The sequence below is a fragment of the Parahaemophilus parainfluenzae genome (assembly GCF_001053575.1).
Classification (GTDB): Bacteria; Pseudomonadota; Gammaproteobacteria; order Enterobacterales; family Pasteurellaceae; genus Haemophilus_D; species Haemophilus_D parainfluenzae_S.
In genome coordinates, this window is sequence record NZ_JVSL01000011.1 from 72,665 (window position 1) to 89,218 (window position 16,554).

17 protein-coding genes are annotated in these 16,554 nt (G+C 37.5%); 15 read left to right on the forward strand and 2 right to left on the reverse strand.

Annotation, left to right across the window (positions count from 1 at the left end; translation table 11 throughout):
• Positions 1 to 84: 84 nt before the first annotated feature.
• Positions 85 to 1,152 carry a TIGR01620 family protein gene (locus AC979_RS01015; protein ID WP_049372505.1) on the forward strand — a complete coding sequence of 356 codons (1,068 nt, stop codon included), beginning with the start codon at positions 85 to 87 and terminating at the stop codon, positions 1,150 to 1,152.
• 50 nt (positions 1,153 to 1,202) lie between these two features.
• Here the strand turns inward: AC979_RS01015 and prfB are convergent.
• A protein-coding gene (gene prfB, locus AC979_RS10205; protein WP_111406587.1) for a peptide chain release factor 2 occupies positions 1,203 to 2,301 on the reverse strand; the annotation gives its coding sequence in 2 pieces (ribosomal slippage) (positions 1,203 to 2,225 and positions 2,227 to 2,301; 1,098 coding nt in all).
• A 126-nt stretch (positions 2,302 to 2,427) separates the two neighbouring features.
• Here prfB and dsbC point away from each other — a divergent pair.
• The 14 genes from dsbC to yciH all read left to right on the forward strand — a co-directional run bounded on the left by dsbC (position 2,428) and on the right by yciH (position 16,122).
• Entirely contained in the window at positions 2,428 to 3,114 is a 687-nt protein-coding gene (dsbC, locus tag AC979_RS01025; RefSeq protein WP_049369018.1) for a bifunctional protein-disulfide isomerase/oxidoreductase DsbC, read from the forward strand.
• A gap of 102 nt (positions 3,115 to 3,216) precedes the next feature.
• Positions 3,217 to 4,941: a single-stranded-DNA-specific exonuclease RecJ gene (gene recJ, locus AC979_RS01030; protein ID WP_049372507.1), complete on the forward strand. Its 1,725-nt coding sequence runs from the start codon at positions 3,217 to 3,219 to the stop codon at positions 4,939 to 4,941.
• Between the two features lie 48 nt (positions 4,942 to 4,989).
• A complete protein-coding gene (locus AC979_RS01035; RefSeq protein WP_049372573.1) occupies positions 4,990 to 5,661 on the forward strand; it encodes a thiol:disulfide interchange protein DsbA/DsbL in 672 nt (223 codons plus the stop codon).
• Complete coding sequence (locus AC979_RS01040) at positions 5,661 to 6,350, forward strand: 5'-methylthioadenosine/adenosylhomocysteine nucleosidase (RefSeq protein ID WP_049372508.1); 690 nt, start codon at positions 5,661 to 5,663, stop codon at positions 6,348 to 6,350. Before AC979_RS01035 ends, AC979_RS01040 begins: the two co-directional genes overlap by 1 nt.
• 125 nt (positions 6,351 to 6,475) lie before the next feature.
• The gene (locus AC979_RS10210) at positions 6,476 to 8,851 is read left to right on the forward strand and encodes an ABC transporter permease subunit (RefSeq protein WP_080971278.1); all 2,376 of its coding nucleotides are present in this window, start codon (positions 6,476 to 6,478) and stop codon (positions 8,849 to 8,851) included.
• 10 nt (positions 8,852 to 8,861) lie between these two features.
• A complete protein-coding gene (locus AC979_RS01050) occupies positions 8,862 to 9,368 on the forward strand; it encodes an L-2-amino-thiazoline-4-carboxylic acid hydrolase (RefSeq protein WP_049369021.1) in 507 nt (168 codons plus the stop codon).
• Position 9,369: 1 nt separating this feature from the next.
• Entirely contained in the window at positions 9,370 to 10,599 is a 1,230-nt protein-coding gene (locus tag AC979_RS01055; RefSeq protein ID WP_049372509.1) for a M20 family metallo-hydrolase, read from the forward strand.
• A 62-nt stretch (positions 10,600 to 10,661) separates the two neighbouring features.
• A complete protein-coding gene (gene cmk, locus AC979_RS01060; protein ID WP_049372510.1) occupies positions 10,662 to 11,339 on the forward strand; it encodes a (d)CMP kinase in 678 nt (225 codons plus the stop codon).
• Between the two features lie 96 nt (positions 11,340 to 11,435).
• On the forward strand, positions 11,436 to 13,085 hold the full coding sequence (gene rpsA, locus AC979_RS01065) for a 30S ribosomal protein S1 (RefSeq protein WP_049372511.1): 1,650 nt from the start codon (positions 11,436 to 11,438) through the stop codon (positions 13,083 to 13,085).
• Positions 13,086 to 13,236: 151 nt separating this feature from the next.
• Positions 13,237 to 13,521 carry an integration host factor subunit beta gene (locus AC979_RS01070; protein ID WP_005695916.1) on the forward strand — a complete coding sequence of 95 codons (285 nt, stop codon included), beginning with the start codon at positions 13,237 to 13,239 and terminating at the stop codon, positions 13,519 to 13,521.
• 93 nt (positions 13,522 to 13,614) lie between these two features.
• Complete coding sequence (locus tag AC979_RS01075) at positions 13,615 to 13,908, forward strand: LapA family protein (protein WP_005699471.1); 294 nt, start codon at positions 13,615 to 13,617, stop codon at positions 13,906 to 13,908.
• On the forward strand, positions 13,908 to 15,086 hold the full coding sequence (gene lapB / locus AC979_RS01080; protein WP_049372512.1) for a lipopolysaccharide assembly protein LapB: 1,179 nt from the start codon (positions 13,908 to 13,910) through the stop codon (positions 15,084 to 15,086). Before AC979_RS01075 ends, lapB begins: the two co-directional genes overlap by 1 nt.
• 21 nt (positions 15,087 to 15,107) lie before the next feature.
• Positions 15,108 to 15,800, forward strand: a complete 693-nt coding sequence (gene pyrF, locus AC979_RS01085; protein ID WP_049372513.1) for an orotidine-5'-phosphate decarboxylase — start codon at positions 15,108 to 15,110, stop codon at positions 15,798 to 15,800.
• Position 15,801: 1 nt separating this feature from the next.
• Positions 15,802 to 16,122 (forward strand): stress response translation initiation inhibitor YciH, encoded by a 321-nt coding sequence (gene yciH / locus AC979_RS01090; RefSeq protein WP_049372514.1) that lies wholly within the window; start codon positions 15,802 to 15,804, stop codon positions 16,120 to 16,122.
• A gap of 47 nt (positions 16,123 to 16,169) precedes the next feature.
• On the opposite strand, the gene AC979_RS01095 is transcribed toward yciH, so the two are convergent.
• Positions 16,170 to 16,526, reverse strand: coding sequence for a SirB2 family protein (locus AC979_RS01095; RefSeq protein WP_049372515.1), 357 nt, complete (start codon positions 16,524 to 16,526; stop codon positions 16,170 to 16,172).
• Positions 16,527 to 16,554 lie beyond the last annotated feature (28 nt).

Sequence of the window (16,554 nt, forward strand, 5' to 3'; positions counted from 1 at the left end):
ATATTGCTTTTTTATTTCAGCCATTTAAGATTTGCTAAAGAAATTCGAAGTAAAATACCATTTCTATTTTTATTGGAAAGAATAATGACAAAACAAATTTTCACACAATCTCAACAACCAGAAGAGGAAGAAATTCTGCCTAAGCAGGAATTTTATAATGTTGAAACAACCATTGATAATGAACCTTTAGAAGGGGAGTTGTTGGATGAGCAATTTGAGCAAATTGTGAAGCCTAAATCGAGTGGTTGGAAAACGGCTTTAAAATTGACCGCACTTTTATTTTTAGGGGCTACGGTTGCGCAATCTGTTCAATGGATTTGGGACAGTTATCAAAATCAACAATGGATTTACCTTGCTTTTGCCTTGGTGAGTTTCGTTGTGGTGATGTTTGGTTTATCTGAAATCATCGCAGAATGGCGACGTTTGGTAAAACTCAAAAAGCGTTTGAATTTACAAGAACAAAGTCAGCGATTAATAGGTGAAAGTGCGGTTAAAAATCATCAAGTTTTTTCAGTGCAGGATAGTGAGCAAGGAAGAGCCTTGTGTTTATCGATTGCCGATACCTTAAAATTGGATTCACAACATCCCTCAATTGTCCAATGGGAAAAACAGCTGAATGAAAGTTATTCTGCTCGCGAAGTCACCCATTTATTTAGTAAGACGGTGTTACAGTCTTTTGATCAAAAAGCGAAAAAACTGATTACGAAAATGTCGGCAGAATCCGCAGTGATTGTGGCAATTAGTCCTTTGGCCGTTATTGATATGTTTTTTATTGCTTGGCGAAATATTCGTTTAATCAATAAAATTGCAACGATTTATGGGATTGAGCTTGGGTATTTTACCCGTCTTCGTTTGCTCAGAATGGTGTTAGTGAATCTTGCTTTTGCTGGTGCGACTGAAATCGTGCAAGATTTAGGAATGGATTGGCTTTCGCAAGATATTACCGCGAAACTTTCTGCACGAGCAGCGCAGGGGATTGGCGTGGGATTATTGACGGCTCGATTGGGCATTAAGGCTATGGAGTTTTGTCGCCCACTGGCATTTGAAAAGTCGGAAAAACCAAAACTTTCTCATGTGCAAAAAGAATTGCTGACGGTGATGAAAGATGCCGTGTTAGGCAAGAATAAACTGAAAGAAAAAGAAGAGGTGTAATAAAAAAGTGCGGTTAAAATTGACCGCACTTTTTTGTATAAAAGAGATGATTAAAGTCCCGCTTTCAAGCTTGCCTCAATAAAGCGATCAAGATCGCCATCCAGTACGGCTTGTGTATTACGATTTTCCACGCCTGTGCGGAGATCCTTAATGCGCGCATCATCTAGTACATAAGAACGAATTTGGCTACCCCAACCGATATCCGATTTATTATCTTCCATCGCTTGTTTATCCGCATTTTTCTTTTGTAACTCAAGCTCATACAATTTTGCTTTCAACTGCTTCATGGCTTGATCTTTATTTTTGTGCTGAGAACGATCGTTTTGACATTGCACAACAATCCCACTTGGCATGTGAGTAATACGCACCGCACTTTCAGTTTTATTGACGTGCTGACCACCCGCACCGGATGCACGGTAAACGTCAATACGTAAATCAGCCGGATTGATTTCAATATCAATATCGTCATCAATTTCAGGATAAACGAAAGCTGCTGCAAATGATGTATGACGACGGTTATTGGAGTCGAATGGACTTTTGCGCACTAAACGATGAATACCGGTTTCAGTACGTAACCAACCGAAAGCATATTCGCCGCTGACACGAATCGTCGCGGATTTTAAACCTGCGACATCACCATCAGAGACTTCCATTAATTCTGTTTTAAAGCCTTTGCTTTCAGCCCATCGAAGGTACATGCGAAGTAACATTTCTGTCCAGTCCTGCGCTTCTGTACCACCGGAACCCGCTTGTAAATCGACATAACAATCGCATGCATCATGTTCACCGCTAAACATACGGCGGAATTCTAATTTTGCAAGTTGTTGTTCAAGTTCGTCTAATTCAGCAACGGCTTCATTAAAGGTCTCTTCATCTTCAGCTTCAACGGCTAATTCAAGAAGCCCTTCAACATCCTCTAAACCTTGTTCTAAATTCTTGATAGTATCAACCACTTGTTCAAGTGAAACACGTTCTTTCCCTAGCGCTTGGGCTTTTTCAGGATCATTCCACACATCGGGTTGTTCTAATTCGGCATTAACTTCTTCTAAACGCTCAACTTTTGCATCGAAGTCAAAGATACCCCCGAAGCACAGAAGTGCGCTCGGAAAGATCGGCGATTTTGTTTTTGATTGGATTAATTTCAAACATAATAAATAAACCTCTATAAGCGGCAGAAGTATAAGTCATTTTCAGTTTTTTGGGTAGTTTAGCTTGCACAAATCATCGATCCATTTATAATTCTAATCTTTGTTGTTTAGATATTTAGGAATAAAAATGAAAAAATTACTGACCGCACTTTTAATCACTGCTTCTGCCACTGCGATGGCGACTGATGCTGAGATTAAATCGAAATTACAAGCATTGGGTGCGAAAAATATTGAAGTGAAAGATTCACCGGTAAAAGGCCTTAAAACAGCGGTGACTGATCAAGGCATTTTATATGTAAGTGAAAATGGTCAATATGTTTTGCAAGGCAAAATGTATGAATTAACAAATAAAGGCCCAGTTGATGTGGCTGGTAAACTTTTAGCGGATAAAGTGAATGCGTTAAAAAACGAAATGATCATTTATCCGGCAAAAAATGAAAAATATGTTGTGACCGTATTCATGGATATTACTTGTCATTATTGTCATATTCTTCATCAACAAGTGAAAGAATATAATGATTTAGGTATTACCGTTCGTTATCTTGCATTCCCACGTGCTGGAATGAATGAAACTGCTCGCCAAATGGAAGCCATTTGGACAGCGAAAGATCCTGTATTTGCATTGAACGAAGCAGAAAAAGGTAACTTACCAAAAGAATTGAAAACACCTAACATTGTGAAAAAACAGTATGATTTAGGTGTACAACTTGGTGTGAAAGGTACGCCAAGTATTGTGACTTCAACAGGTGAAATGCTTGGGGGATATTTAAAACCTCAAGATTTATTAGCTGTGTTACAAGAATCAGCACAATAATTGTTAGTAGTGAGGGCGTATGATATACGCCCTTAAAATATTCATATCATCAAAGTGCATATTGTAGTTTCTTTGGATGATAATTTTAAATAACAAAACACCGTGAAAAAACTCATCAAACGTCGTGAAATTCCTGCCGGAAATCCTGTTTCAGATAATGCTTTACTCGATCGTCTCTATCGTTCTCGCCATATTAAAAATAGCCAAGAATTAGACCGCACTTTGCAATCAATGCTGAACCCTAATCAATTACATGGTATTCAACAAGCCGTAGATTTATTGGTTGAAGCTTATCAACAGCAACAAAAGATTGTTATCGTCGGTGATTTTGATGCCGATGGAGCAACCAGTACGGCACTTTCAGTATTAGCTTTACGTATGCTTGGCTTTACTGATGTAGAATATCTTGTGCCAAATCGTTTTGAGCAAGGCTATGGTTTGAGTGTGCCTGTTGCTGAAATGGCAATGGAAAAAGGCGTGCAGTTATTAATGACGGTAGATAACGGAGTATCGTCTTTTGAGGGCGTGGCGTATTTAAAAGAGCAGGGTGTGAAGGTATTGATTACCGATCATCACTTGCCACCAGAAATCCTGCCGAATGCTGATGCCATTGTTAATCCAAATTTGCAACAATGTGATTTCCCTTCAAAATGTTTAGCCGGCGTAGGTGTGGCGTTTTATTTAATGCTCGCTTTGCGTGCTAAATTTCGCGAATTGGGTACTTTTACGGCTGAAACACAACCTAATTTTACTGAGTTATTGGATTTAGTTGCGCTCGGCACAATTGCAGACGTTGTTCCTCTTGATCAAAATAACCGTATTTTAGCTTATCAAGGGTTGATGCGAATTCGTGCGAAGCGTTGTCGTCCAGGAATCATTGCTCTCGCCGAAGTGGCTAATCGGGAAGTTGAAAAACTTTGTTCAGCTGATTTAGGCTTTGCGATTGCACCCCGTTTAAATGCTGCGGGTCGATTAGATAATATGTCTGTTGGTGTGGAGTTATTACTTGCAGAAAGTATGCAAGAGGCAAGAGCACAAGCCTTGGATTTGGACAGTTTAAATCAGGCTCGAAAAGAAATTGAGCAGGGCATGAAGTTAGAGGCCTTAGAAATTTGCCGAAATCTCACCGCACTTTCTGATGAATTACCGATGGGAATAGCCTTATTCCAGCCAGATTGGCATCAAGGTGTATTAGGCATAGTGGCCTCTCGTATTAAAGATCAATACCATCGACCAGTTATTGCCTTTGCGCAAGATCAAGAAGGTATTTTAAAAGGTTCTGCGCGTTCAATTGAAGGCTTGCATATGCGCGATGTATTAGAGCGCATCCATTCCCAACATCCTGATATGATTTTAAAATTTGGCGGTCATGCCATGGCAGCAGGATTAAGCATTAAAGAAAGCTTTTTCCCTGATTTTCAAAAGATTTTTAATCAAACGGTGCAAGATTGGTTAAATGAAGATCAATTACAAGGTGTGATTTGGACGGATGGCGAACTTCAAGCAAATGAATTTAGTATTGAAACGGCAGAAGTGATAAAATCTGGCGGTCCTTGGGGACAAGCCTTTCCTGAGCCTGTTTTTGATGGTGAATTTAAAATTTTTGACCAACGTGCAATCGGACAAAATCAAAATCATTTAAAAATGCTTGTTGAGCCTAAAAATGGTGGTCCATTATTAGATGCCATTGCGTTTAATATCGATACTCGGTATTATCCCGACTTGTCGATTAAGCAGGCAAAATTTGCTTATAAGTTAGAAATTAATGAGTTTCGTGGAAATCGAAACCTCCAATTATTAGTCGATTATATTGAACCAATTGGTTAATTTATGAAAAAAGTTTGGCAGAATAAATTATTAAAAGGATCCTTTGCAATGATATTGCTGAGTGTGACGAATGTCGCATTCGGCGAAGTCAGTGCAAAGGATTTTTCTGCTAAAAATCCACCACACTTGCCGCCAGCGAATGTCGTACAGTTTGAAGATGGTCGAGATTATTTTTCATATCAAGAACCCATTGAACAAGCCAAAAGAAGCGATCGTAAAATTCCGATCCAGTTTTTCTTTGATTATGACTGTCGAGTTTGTTCTTCAGCCCAAGACATCTTGCAGCTTTATAGCCAAATTCGCCCAAATAAAGTGGCATTAGATGAATACCCAGTTGCTACGAATGAAGCAAAATTTTCAGCGACAATATTTTATACCTTACAACGTTTAAAAGTAGGCGAGTTGTCAGATACGCTGTTATTTGAAACCTCTGAAAAGGCACGCTATACCGAATTATCCACATTAGATAAGATGCGTGAATGGGTCGTCTCACAAGGGATTAGTAAAGCTGAATTTAATAAGGTCGTCCATTCCAAAGAAGTGAAAGAGGATGTGAGTAACGCCATTTATTTGACAGAAGAATATGGTGTCTTTACTTTCCCTTATGTGGTTGTGGGCGGAAAATATGTGCTCACCGCGAGTACGCTGTATAACGATGATTATGGCGTAGCAGTATTAGATTTTTTAGTGAATAAACTCGAACAAGAAAGGAAAAAATAATGAAAATCGGGATTGTTGGTGCAATGGCACAAGAAGTGGAAATTTTATCCCAATTAATGACAGATAAAAAAGAAACAAAAGTTGCAAGTGCGGTCATTTTTGAAGGCAAAATTAATGGTAAAGAAGTCGCATTATTACAATCTGGGATTGGTAAAGTCTCGGCAGCTATTGGCACTACCGCTTTATTACAATTGGCTAAACCGGATGTGGTTTTAAATACGGGCTCAGCAGGTGGTGTTGCAAAAGGCTTAAAGGTAGGGGATATTGTTATTTCCGATGAAACCCGCTATCACGATGCCGATGTGACGGCATTTGGTTATGAAAAAGGTCAGTTACCCGCAAATCCAGCGGCTTTTCTTTCAGATAAACAATTAGCGGATTTAGCCGATGAAATTGCACAATCACAAGGGCAAAATGTAAAACGTGGTTTAATTTGCTCGGGCGATAGTTTTATTAATAGTGAAGAAAAAATTGCTCAAATTAAAGCTGACTTTCCCAATGTGACAGCCGTAGAAATGGAAGCAACCGCGATTGCACAAGTTTGTCATGCCTTTAACGTACCTTTTGTGGTCGTTCGAGCCATTTCAGATGCAGGCGATGGCGAAGCGAGTATGTCATTTGAAGAATTTCTCCCACTTGCAGCAAAGCAATCCTCGGCATTGGTGTTGGGCATGATAGATAGATTGTAAGCTTATATATAAAATCATTATATAATAGGGAAATCAGTTATTAGATAGCCTCTTATAAAACACATAAAATCAAAAGCCTCCGTTAATGGAGGCTTATTTTTTATAATAATAAAAGGATTATCAAAATGCTAAACATCATACATAAAACTCTTGTGGGAGGATTGCTGTTATTGTTTTCTTTCTTTTCACAAGCTAATGACGCAAGCCCTTTACGAGTAGGAATTGATTTAACTTATGCTCCTTATGCTTACTTAGATAATAAAGAGGCTAGCGGATTTGATCCTGATTTAATGCGATTACTTGGAAAAAATCTGAATCGTCCAGTCGAGTTTAAAGACACTCGAATTGAAAATATTATTATTGGATTAAATGCTGGACATTATGATCTTGTCGCTTCAGCTTTATATGTTAATCCTCAACGTGCGAAGCAAGTTGATTTTCTCCCTTATTTACAAACTGGAGGCGTTCTTGTTGTCCGAGGTAACGATAGCTTTTCTCCACAAAAACTAGAGGATCTTTGTGGTAAAAGCATTTCTTCAATGAAAGGTGCAGCTTGGATTCCAACGATGAATGAGGTTTCAGAGAAGTATTGTGCGCCTAAAAATCTAAAACCGCTTATTGTGAAAGAGTATCCGAGTGCGCCAGAGGCGGCCCAAGCACTTTTATCTGGTGGTGTTGATGTCCAGTATGAAGATGCAGCTGTTGCACAGATGGTGATTAATCAATTAGGTGATCGTTTAAAAATTACAAATAAAGAACAGTTATATCCGGTATTGATTGGGCTTGCTTTTAATAAGAATGACTTATCAGGTAAGGCTGTTATTGCACATGCGATAAAAGATACTTTAGCAGATGGTTCATATGAAAAATTACTAAGAAAATATAACCTTGAGTTTCCAAATGAAGCATTATTAAAACAAAATGGACTAGAAAATGCCTTAGATAATGCGATTCTAGCTAGTGAAAATGGAAATGATAAAACGATATCAAAAGGTTTTAATTGGTCATATTTAGCAAGCTTATTCGTAAATACTGATTTCTGGAAAGCTGTTTTAACCGTATTTGAGTTAAGTACATTAACTTGGATCTTTGCTGTTATTTGGGGATTTTTTCTTGCGCTTGGAACTCAATCGAATAAAAAACTAGTTAATAAATTTTCGAATACTTATATCTGGTTGTTTCGTAGTTTACCTTTATTAGTGTTATTAATTTTTATCTATAATGTACCTCAATTCTGGAGTGCTAGTTCTGTTTTATTATCAAATCCATTTATTGCAGGTTTAATTGCTATGGTGCTCAGTGAATCTGCTTATATAGCAGAAATTCATCGTGGAGCCTTATCCTCTATACCTAAAGGTCAATATGAAGCAGGTAAAGTATTAGGAATTCGATTCTGGGGGCTTCAACGTTTAATTATTATTCCGCAGGCATTAAAAGTAGCTTTACCCCCACTGACCAACCAATATATTACAATTGTCAAATTAACCTCTCTTGTTTCGGTTATTTCTTTAACTGAGATTTTACTGGTAGGACAACAGCTTTATACACGTAATTTTTTAGTATTAGAAACTTTGCTCGCAGTTGCATTTTATTACATTGTTATCGTGAGTTTCTTATCCTGGGTGCTAAAAAAAGTTGAAAATAAACTGGATGTATCTTCAATAAAAAATGAAAACAATAGTGAGGTTACTATCGATAAGTCAGCGTTAGCACCTTATAGCATTTTAAAAACTGAACATGCTAATAGCGATGAAGCATTGAGTGTGTATGGGGTAAAAAAATCCTTTAACGGCGTACAAGTTCTAAAAGGTATTGATCTTTCTTTAAAATGGGGTGAGGTACTTTCTATTATTGGTTACTCAGGATCTGGTAAAACAACGTTAATTCGAAGTATTAATGGTTTAGAGTCGTTAGATGAAGGAAGTATCAAATTAGAAGGGGAGGACTTTATCAATGGTAGCCATTTTGTTTCAAATTCAGTGGGTAAAATTGTGAATTTAGGAATGGTATTCCAAAATTATAATTTATTTCCGCATAAGACAGTGTTAGAAAATCTTCTCCTTGCTCCTGAGTATCATAATAAGCCTAAAGATGAGACTCGATTATTGGCTTTAGCTATGCTTGATAAAGTGGGAATGTTGCAACATGCCAATAAATATCCACATCAATTATCGGGTGGACAACAACAGCGAGTAGCTATTGCAAGAGCTTTGGTGATGAAACCTAAAATTATGCTTTTTGATGAGCCAACTTCGGCATTGGATCCTACACTAGTTGGAGAAGTATTACTTGTTATGGAAGAACTTGCAAAAGAAGGAATGACAATGATTATTGTGAGCCATGAGATGCAATTTGCAATGCGGGTATCAGATAAAATTGCGTTTATGGATTCTGGTGAAATAGCATTTTTACAAACTCCAAGTGAGTTAAGAAATAATGATGATCCTCGAATTCGTCGATTTATTAATAATGAAATTTTACGTAACGATTTTGTAATTTAAAGGAGTGAAAATGAATAAAGATTTTCCTGAGTTTGTCGAGATTGGTATTTTACAGCAACGTAAAATTGAAGCAGAGATAATTAAACCTATTTATGAAATAATGAAACGTGAATTTGGTTTAGATAAAGCTAAATCAATCATAGAGGAAGCTGTAGCTAATGCTGCAATTGATGCAGGAAAGGAATATGCCAAACGAGAACCTAATGGTACGAGTGTAGAGAGCTTTGTGGCCTTACAATATTTATGGGAAAAGGATGATGCATTACGTATAGAGGTTATTAATAATGATCATTATAAATATGATTATAATGTACATCGTTGCCGTTATGCTGAAATGTATAAAGAAATGGGATTAGAAGAAATTGGTTTCCTGCTTTCTTGTAATCGAGATAGCAAATTTATTGAGGGATATGCACCAAATGTGAGTTTAAGTCGACCTCATACAGTCATGAATGGTGATGGCTTTTGTGATTTTAGATATCGATTACAAGAAGAGTCGGCTAAAAATGAGGAATAACATGGATGTTAATAATTCAAGATTACTTCATTTGTTAGATGTTTTTTCTCAATTTGGGAAAACCCCCTTAAATGGTGTAACAAGACTTGCATTAAGTAATGAGGATAAACTTGCAAGAGATTATTTGATTAAACTTTCCAAAGATGCTGGCTTTTTGATAAGAATAGATGCAATTGGTAATATTTTTATTCGCCGTAGTGGAAAGGATAACCAATTAGCGCCAATATTAATTGGTTCTCATGGTGATTCTCAACCATTAGGTGGCCGTTACGATGGTATTTATGGGGTGTTAGCTGGATTAGAAGTGTTATTGTCATTAAATGATTATAACATTGAAACTGAGCGACCAATTGATCTTGTTATGTGGACAAATGAAGAAGGGGCTAGATTTTCTCCTGCTATGATGGGAGCTTCAGTTTTTATAGGTAATTTATCTCTTACAGCTGCATTATCTGAAAAAGATAAGGACGGTATTTCAGTAGAGGAAGCTTTAAATAATATTAACTATTTAGGCACAGATGATTTTTCATCATATCATCCTTATGCTTTATTAGAGCTTCATATCGAGCAAGGTCCTGTTCTAGAAAATAATCAGACTGAAATAGGTGTAGTAACTGGTGCATTAGGACAGAACTGGTATCAAATCACATTGACGGGGTTATCTTCTCACGCTGGAACTACGCCAATGAATATGCGTCAAGATGCATCAGTAGGCATGGCAAATGCAATAGTTAAATTTAATAAATTAGGTTTGAGAGAAGTGGTGAATCAGGGGCGTATGACTGTTGGCCAGATTAAATTAACGCCAAATTCACCCAATGTAATCCCAGGTGAAGCTTATTTTACGCTAGAGGTTCGTCATCCTAATGAACAAAGTTTAATAAATATAGAGAGGGAAATTTATCAGATTTTGAATGATATTGCTCGAGAAAATAATTTAGTGTTGGATATTAAGAAAGTTGTTTCTTTATCTCCAGTTAAATTTAATTCGGAGTTGATTAAAACGGTCCAAGAAAGTTGTGATTCATTAGGTTATTCTTGGGAGTATATTGTTTCTGGAGCTGGTCATGATGCTTGTCAATTAAATCATAAATTTCCAACATCAATGATATTTATTCCTTGTGTTAATGGATTAAGCCATAACGAGGCAGAAAATATTACCGATGAATGGTGTCAAAATGGGACAAGAGTGCTACTTAATTCCACAGTGGCTCTAGCTAATAAAATTTAAAAAGCAATAATACGGAGAATAAGGTAAAATTCTCCACATTATTATTTTGGCTGGAGATTTTTATGGGTATGATTATTACTGTTGATGGCCCAAGCGGAGCAGGGAAAGGAACGCTTTGTTACGCATTGGCAGAGAAGTTAGGTTTTACCTTATTAGATAGTGGTGCAATTTATCGCGTGACGGCATTGGCTGCACTGAAACGCCATGCAGACTTAACCGATGAAGAAGGATTAGCGGAGTTAGCACGTCATTTAGATATTCAGTTCATTCCAAAGAATGGAGAAGTCAATGTGCTTTTAGGTGGAATGGATGTGAGCCATTTGATCCGTACGCAAGAAGTGGCGGAAGCCGCCTCAAAAGTGGCAGTTTTCCCAAAAGTGCGGTCAGCTTTACTGCAACTTCAGCAGGATTTTGGCAAAAATGATGGCCTGATTGCGGACGGGCGAGATATGGGAACCGTGGTTTTCCCAAATGCACAAGTTAAACTGTTTTTAGATGCAAGTGCGGAAGAACGTGCAAAAAGACGCTATAAACAGTTGCAAAATAAGGGAATTAATGGTAACTTTGCACAGATTTTAGCCGAGATACAAGAACGTGATTTTCGCGATAGAAATCGTGAGGTTGCGCCATTGAAACCGGCTGACGATGCTTTGTTGTTAGATAGTACAACATTGAGTATTGATGAAGTCATTGCTCAAGCGTTGGATTATATTCAACAAAAAGCGTCAATTTCGATTTAACTGTTTATTCAAGGAAGAATAGACATTTATCCTCAACCCCGCATTTTATGGATCTTAATGTGGATGTTATTAACTTAAATTAAGAAGATTATTTATATGTCAGAATCTTTTGCTCAACTCTTTGAAGAATCATTAAAAGGCCTTGAAACCCGTCAAGGTTCAATCGTTAGCGGTACTGTTGTTGCTATTCAAAAAGGCTTTGTACTTGTTGATGCAGGCTTAAAATCTGAATCTGCAATTCCTGTTGCTGAATTCCAAAACGCTCAAGGTGAACTTGAAGTTAAAGTTGGCGACACAGTAAACGTAGCTTTAGATGCAGTTGAAGATGGTTACGGCGAAACTAAACTTTCTCGTGAGAAAGCTGTTCGTCATGAATCTTGGATTGAATTAGAAAAAGCTTACGAAGATAAAGCGACCGTTATCGGTTTAATCAACGGTAAAGTGAAAGGCGGTTTCACAGTTGAGTTAAACGGTGTTCGTGCATTCTTACCAGGTTCATTAGTTGATACACGTCCTGCACGTGAAGCTGATCATCTACTTGGTAAAGAATTAGAATTCAAAGTAATCAAATTAGATCAAAAACGTAACAACGTTGTTGTTTCTCGTCGTGCAGTGATCGAATCTGAAAACAGCCAAGAACGTGAACAAATCCTTGAGAACCTAGCTGAAGGTTCAGAAGTTAAAGGTATCGTTAAAAACTTAACTGACTACGGTGCATTCGTAGATTTAGGTGGCGTTGACGGTTTATTACACATCACTGATATGGCTTGGAAACGTGTTAAACACCCAAGCGAAATCGTGAATGTAGGCGACGAAGTAACTGTTAAAGTATTAAAATTTGACAAAGATCGTACTCGTGTATCTTTAGGCTTAAAACAATTAGGTCAAGATCCTTGGGTTGCTATCTCTGAAAACCACCCAGTAAACAGCAAATTAACTGGTAAAGTAACTAACTTAACTGACTACGGCTGTTTCGTTGAAATCTTAGATGGTGTTGAAGGTTTAGTTCACGTTTCTGAAATGGATTGGACTAACAAAAACATCCACCCATCTAAAGTTGTAAGCCTTGGCGATACAGTTGAAGTAATGGTGTTAGAAGTTGACGAAGAACGTCGTCGTATTTCTTTAGGTTTAAAACAATGCAAACCTAACCCATGGACTCAATTCGCTGAAACTCACAACAAGGGCGACAAAGTTACTGGTAAAATCAAATCAATCACTGATTTCGGTATCTTCATCGGTCTTGAAGGTGGTATCGACGGTTTAGTTCACTTATCTGACATTTCTTGGAATGTTGCAGGTGAAGAAGCAGTTCGTAACTACAAAAAAGGTGACGAAGTTTCTGCAGTAGTATTAGCAGTAGACGCAGTGAAAGAACGTATTTCTTTAGGTATCAAACAACTTGAAGATGATCCATTCAACAACTTCGTAGCAATCAACAAAAAAGGCGCAGTAATTTCTGCAACTGTTGTTGAAGCTGACGCTAAAGGTGCTAAAGTTGAATTAGCAGGTGGCGTTGAAGGTTATATCCGTGCAGCAGACTTAACAAACGAAGTTGCAGCAGGTGATGTAGTTGAAGCGAAATACACTGGTGTTGATCGTAAAGCACGTATCGTTCACTTGTCTGTAAAAGCGAAAGATCAAGCTGAAGAAGCAGCTGCAGTTGCAAACGTGAATAACAAACAAGAAGATGTTGCTATTCCAAACGCAATGGCTGAAGCTTTCAAAGCAGCTAAAGGTGAATAATTAATTCACATGAATAAGGCTGGGTCATGGACTCAGCCTTATTACTACCAGCTATAATTAACAAGGATTTAGCGGTAATTTATTATGAACTAATGCATTACCTGTAAGTCTTAATAACAAGTTTAAATATAAATTTAAAGGAGAGTTGACGATGACTAAATCTGAACTAATTGAAAATCTATCAACAAAGCACCCAACTTTATCCGCAAAAGAAGTAGAAGGTATTGTAAAGGATATTCTTGAACTCATTGCACAATCTTTAGAAGAAGGTAATCGTATTGAAGTTCGTGGTTTTGGTAGCTTCTCTTTACACCATCGTCAACCACGAGTTGGCCGTAATCCTAAAACCGGTGATTCTGTAAAATTAGATGCGAAATCTGTACCGCACTTTAAAGCAGGTAAAGAATTAAAAGATCGCGTAAATGTTTTTGCTTAAACATTCAATCGATATCAATAAAACGACACTTAGGTGTCGTTTTTTATTACAAATTTTGGCATAATGAACCTATTCTTAACAAAGGAGATTGTGATGATTAAATATATTCTTGGGCTCATTATTGTATTGGCTATCGTACTTGTTGCGGTAACTATAGGAGCAAATAATGATCAAGTAATCACCTTTAACTACATTGTTGCTGAAAGCCAATTCCAACTTTCAACATTAGTTGCCATTTTATTTGGCTTTGGATTAATTTTAGGTTGGTTAATTACCGGATTCTTTTACTTAAAATTAAAATTCAAAAATATGTCGTTAGCGCGTCAAGTTAAACGTCAAACATTACAGATTAACGAATTAACGACTACTCGCGATAAGGCAGTATAATGCTCGAATTACTCTTTCTGCTTCTGCCAATAGCCGCCGCTTATGGTTGGTATATGGGGCATCGGAGTGCCAAGAAAGATCAGGAAGATATGAGTAATAAACTCTCCCGTGATTATGTCACGGGGGTCAATTTTTTGCTTTCTAATCAAACGGATAAAGCCGTTGATTTGTTTCTTGATATGTTGCAAAAACAAGAAACAGAAAATGAAATTGAAAGCAACTCTCAATTTGAAGCTGAGCTAACACTCGGTAATCTTTTCCGTTCTCGAGGCGAAGTGGATCGTGCTTTAAGAATCCATCAAGCCCTCGATCGTAGTCCCAATTATTCTTTCGAACAAAAGTTATTAGCTAAACAGCAACTTGCTAAGGATTTCATGGCGGTGGGTTTTTATGACCGTGCTGAAGCTCTTTACATCATTATGGTGGACGAACCAGAGTTCGCTGAAAATGCACTGCAACAGCTTTTAGTGATTTACCAAAAAACAAAAGAATGGAAAAAAGCCGTTAATATTGCAGAGAAACTAGCTAAAATTTCCCCTAAAGAAAATAATGTGGAATTAGCACAATGTTATTGTGAATATGCCTTAAGCGGTGAACTTGAAAGTGCGGTTGAAAAACGCAGTATTTTACAAAAAGCGTTGAATGTATCTCCAACGAGTGTGAGAGCATCAATGCTTCTTGCTGACTTAGAAATGGCAGATAAAAACTACCGTCAAGCCATTCATTTTTTGGAGAATATTCTTAATCAAAATCCAATTTACATTGGAGAAGTGTTGAAAACACTCAAATATTGTTATGATGAATTAGGAGAAAGAGATAACTTTGAGTTATTCTTGATTCGAGCCAGCCAGCAGATTAACAATACGAAAGTCGATTTAATGTTAGCAAGCGTGATTGAAGAGAAAGATGGCAAGAGTGCAGCGCAATCAAAGCTTTATCAACAACTCACAAAACATCCAAGTACATCTATTTTCCATCGTTTTATTCAATTCCAAATTGATGATGCAGAGGAAGGGCGAGGTAAAGAAAGCTTAATTTTGCTACATAAAATGGTCGGAGAGAGAATTAAGCAAGGCTTTGGTTATCGTTGCTCAAATTGCGGTTATCAAACCCATAAATTAATGTGGAATTGTCCTTCTTGCAAACAGTGGGAAACCATCAAACCAGAACATAATTAATTGACACAGTGAGGTAAAATTATGAATAGCAAAGTAATCGTTGCATTGGATTACGAAACGGAAGCAGAAGCGTTATCCCTCGTGGATCAAATTGATCCAAGCTTATGCCGTTTAAAAGTGGGTAAAGAAATGTTTACCACACTGGGAACCAGTTTCGTTAAGCAATTACATGAGCGTCAATTTGATGTTTTCCTCGACCTAAAATTTCATGATATTCCGAATACTGTGGCAAGAGCTGTGCGTTCTGCGGCTGATTTAGGCGTATGGATGGTTGATGTCCATGCTAGTGGTGGTTTAAAAATGATGGAAGAGGCGAAGAAAATTCTCGAGCCTTATGGAAAAGATGCGCCTCTATTAATTGCTGTAACGGTATTGACCAGTATGGAAGATTTGGATTTATTACAAATCGGTATTAACTCTTCACCACTTGAGCATGTATTACGTCTTGCGCATTTAACACAGCGTGCGGGATTAGATGGCGTCGTTTGTTCACCACAAGAAGTGGAGATTTTACGCAATACTTGTGGCCCTGATTTTAAATTAGTCACGCCAGGGATTCGTCCAATTGGAAGTGATTTTGGCGATCAACGTCGCGTTATGACTCCTGCTGCGGCTATCCGTTCTGGTTCTGATTATTTGGTGATTGGTCGCCCAATTACTCAAGCTGACAATCCAGCAGAAGTGCTTCGTTCAATTAATGCATCACTTTTGTAATATGGCAGAGAGTACTTTAGTTTATTCTACCGAAGTCGGTAGAATTAAAGAGCAAAAGCAGCCAGTACAACGCCCTAAAGGTGATGGTGTGGTTCGTATCCAAAAACAAACCAGTGGTCGAAAAGGCGCAGGCGTTTCAGTGATTACTGGGCTAGATTTATCAGATGATGAATTGAAAAAGTTAGCTGCTGAGCTGAAAAAACGTTGTGGTTGTGGTGGTTCAGTTAAAGACGGCAATATTGAGATTCAAGGTGAAAAACGCGATTTACTTAAACAACTTTTAGAACAAAAAGGGTTTAAAGTAAAATTAGCCGGTGGTTAAGATAAGACAAAAAATCCATCTTCAATTGAAGATGGATTTTTTCATAATTAGCCTTCCATAAAGTTTGGTTGGTAAGCAAAGAACATTGCACCTAAGAAACTTAACAAGGCAAATGCTAAAAATGCACTGTTTGGATTGACTGCTTTACGACTAAAATATTTAGCCGAGAAGAAGATATAAAGCACAAGCATGATGATTTTCATGACAAGCCAGCTTTGTAACTGATAGCCGAACAAGAAAAACATCGATAAACCGCTTGCAATTAACAGTGTATCAACTAAGTGCGGTAAAATTTTTAGCAGTTTAATTGCTCGCCAATTTTTCCCACTTAATTGCATTCCCCCACGGATAATTAATAATCCTAAACTTAAAAATGCACAAACAATGTGCAAATAAATTAACATAATCACTCCAGATGTAAAAGGAAAGTGC

Bases quoted from the DNA above. Each gene is read 5' to 3' on its own strand.
- AC979_RS01015 (WP_049372505.1), top strand. From the start codon at position 85: ATGACAAAACAAATTTTCACACAATCTCAACAACCAGAAGAGGAAGAA.
- dsbC (WP_049369018.1), top strand. From the start codon at position 2,428: ATGAAAAAATTACTGACCGCACTTTTAATCACTGCTTCTGCCACTGCG.
- AC979_RS01035 (WP_049372573.1), top strand. From the start codon at position 4,990: ATGATATTGCTGAGTGTGACGAATGTCGCATTCGGCGAAGTCAGTGCA.
- AC979_RS01040 (WP_049372508.1), top strand. From the start codon at position 5,661: ATGAAAATCGGGATTGTTGGTGCAATGGCACAAGAAGTGGAAATTTTA.
- AC979_RS10210 (WP_080971278.1), top strand. From the start codon at position 6,476: ATGCTAAACATCATACATAAAACTCTTGTGGGAGGATTGCTGTTATTG.
- AC979_RS01050 (WP_049369021.1), top strand. From the start codon at position 8,862: ATGAATAAAGATTTTCCTGAGTTTGTCGAGATTGGTATTTTACAGCAA.
- AC979_RS01055 (WP_049372509.1), top strand. From the start codon at position 9,370: ATGGATGTTAATAATTCAAGATTACTTCATTTGTTAGATGTTTTTTCT.
- cmk (WP_049372510.1), top strand. From the start codon at position 10,662: ATGGGTATGATTATTACTGTTGATGGCCCAAGCGGAGCAGGGAAAGGA.
- rpsA (WP_049372511.1), top strand. From the start codon at position 11,436: ATGTCAGAATCTTTTGCTCAACTCTTTGAAGAATCATTAAAAGGCCTT.
- AC979_RS01070 (WP_005695916.1), top strand. From the start codon at position 13,237: ATGACTAAATCTGAACTAATTGAAAATCTATCAACAAAGCACCCAACT.
- AC979_RS01075 (WP_005699471.1), top strand. From the start codon at position 13,615: ATGATTAAATATATTCTTGGGCTCATTATTGTATTGGCTATCGTACTT.
- lapB (WP_049372512.1), top strand. From the start codon at position 13,908: ATGCTCGAATTACTCTTTCTGCTTCTGCCAATAGCCGCCGCTTATGGT.
- pyrF (WP_049372513.1), top strand. From the start codon at position 15,108: ATGAATAGCAAAGTAATCGTTGCATTGGATTACGAAACGGAAGCAGAA.
- yciH (WP_049372514.1), top strand. From the start codon at position 15,802: ATGGCAGAGAGTACTTTAGTTTATTCTACCGAAGTCGGTAGAATTAAA.
- AC979_RS01095 (WP_049372515.1), bottom strand. From the start codon at position 16,526: ATGTTAATTTATTTGCACATTGTTTGTGCATTTTTAAGTTTAGGATTA.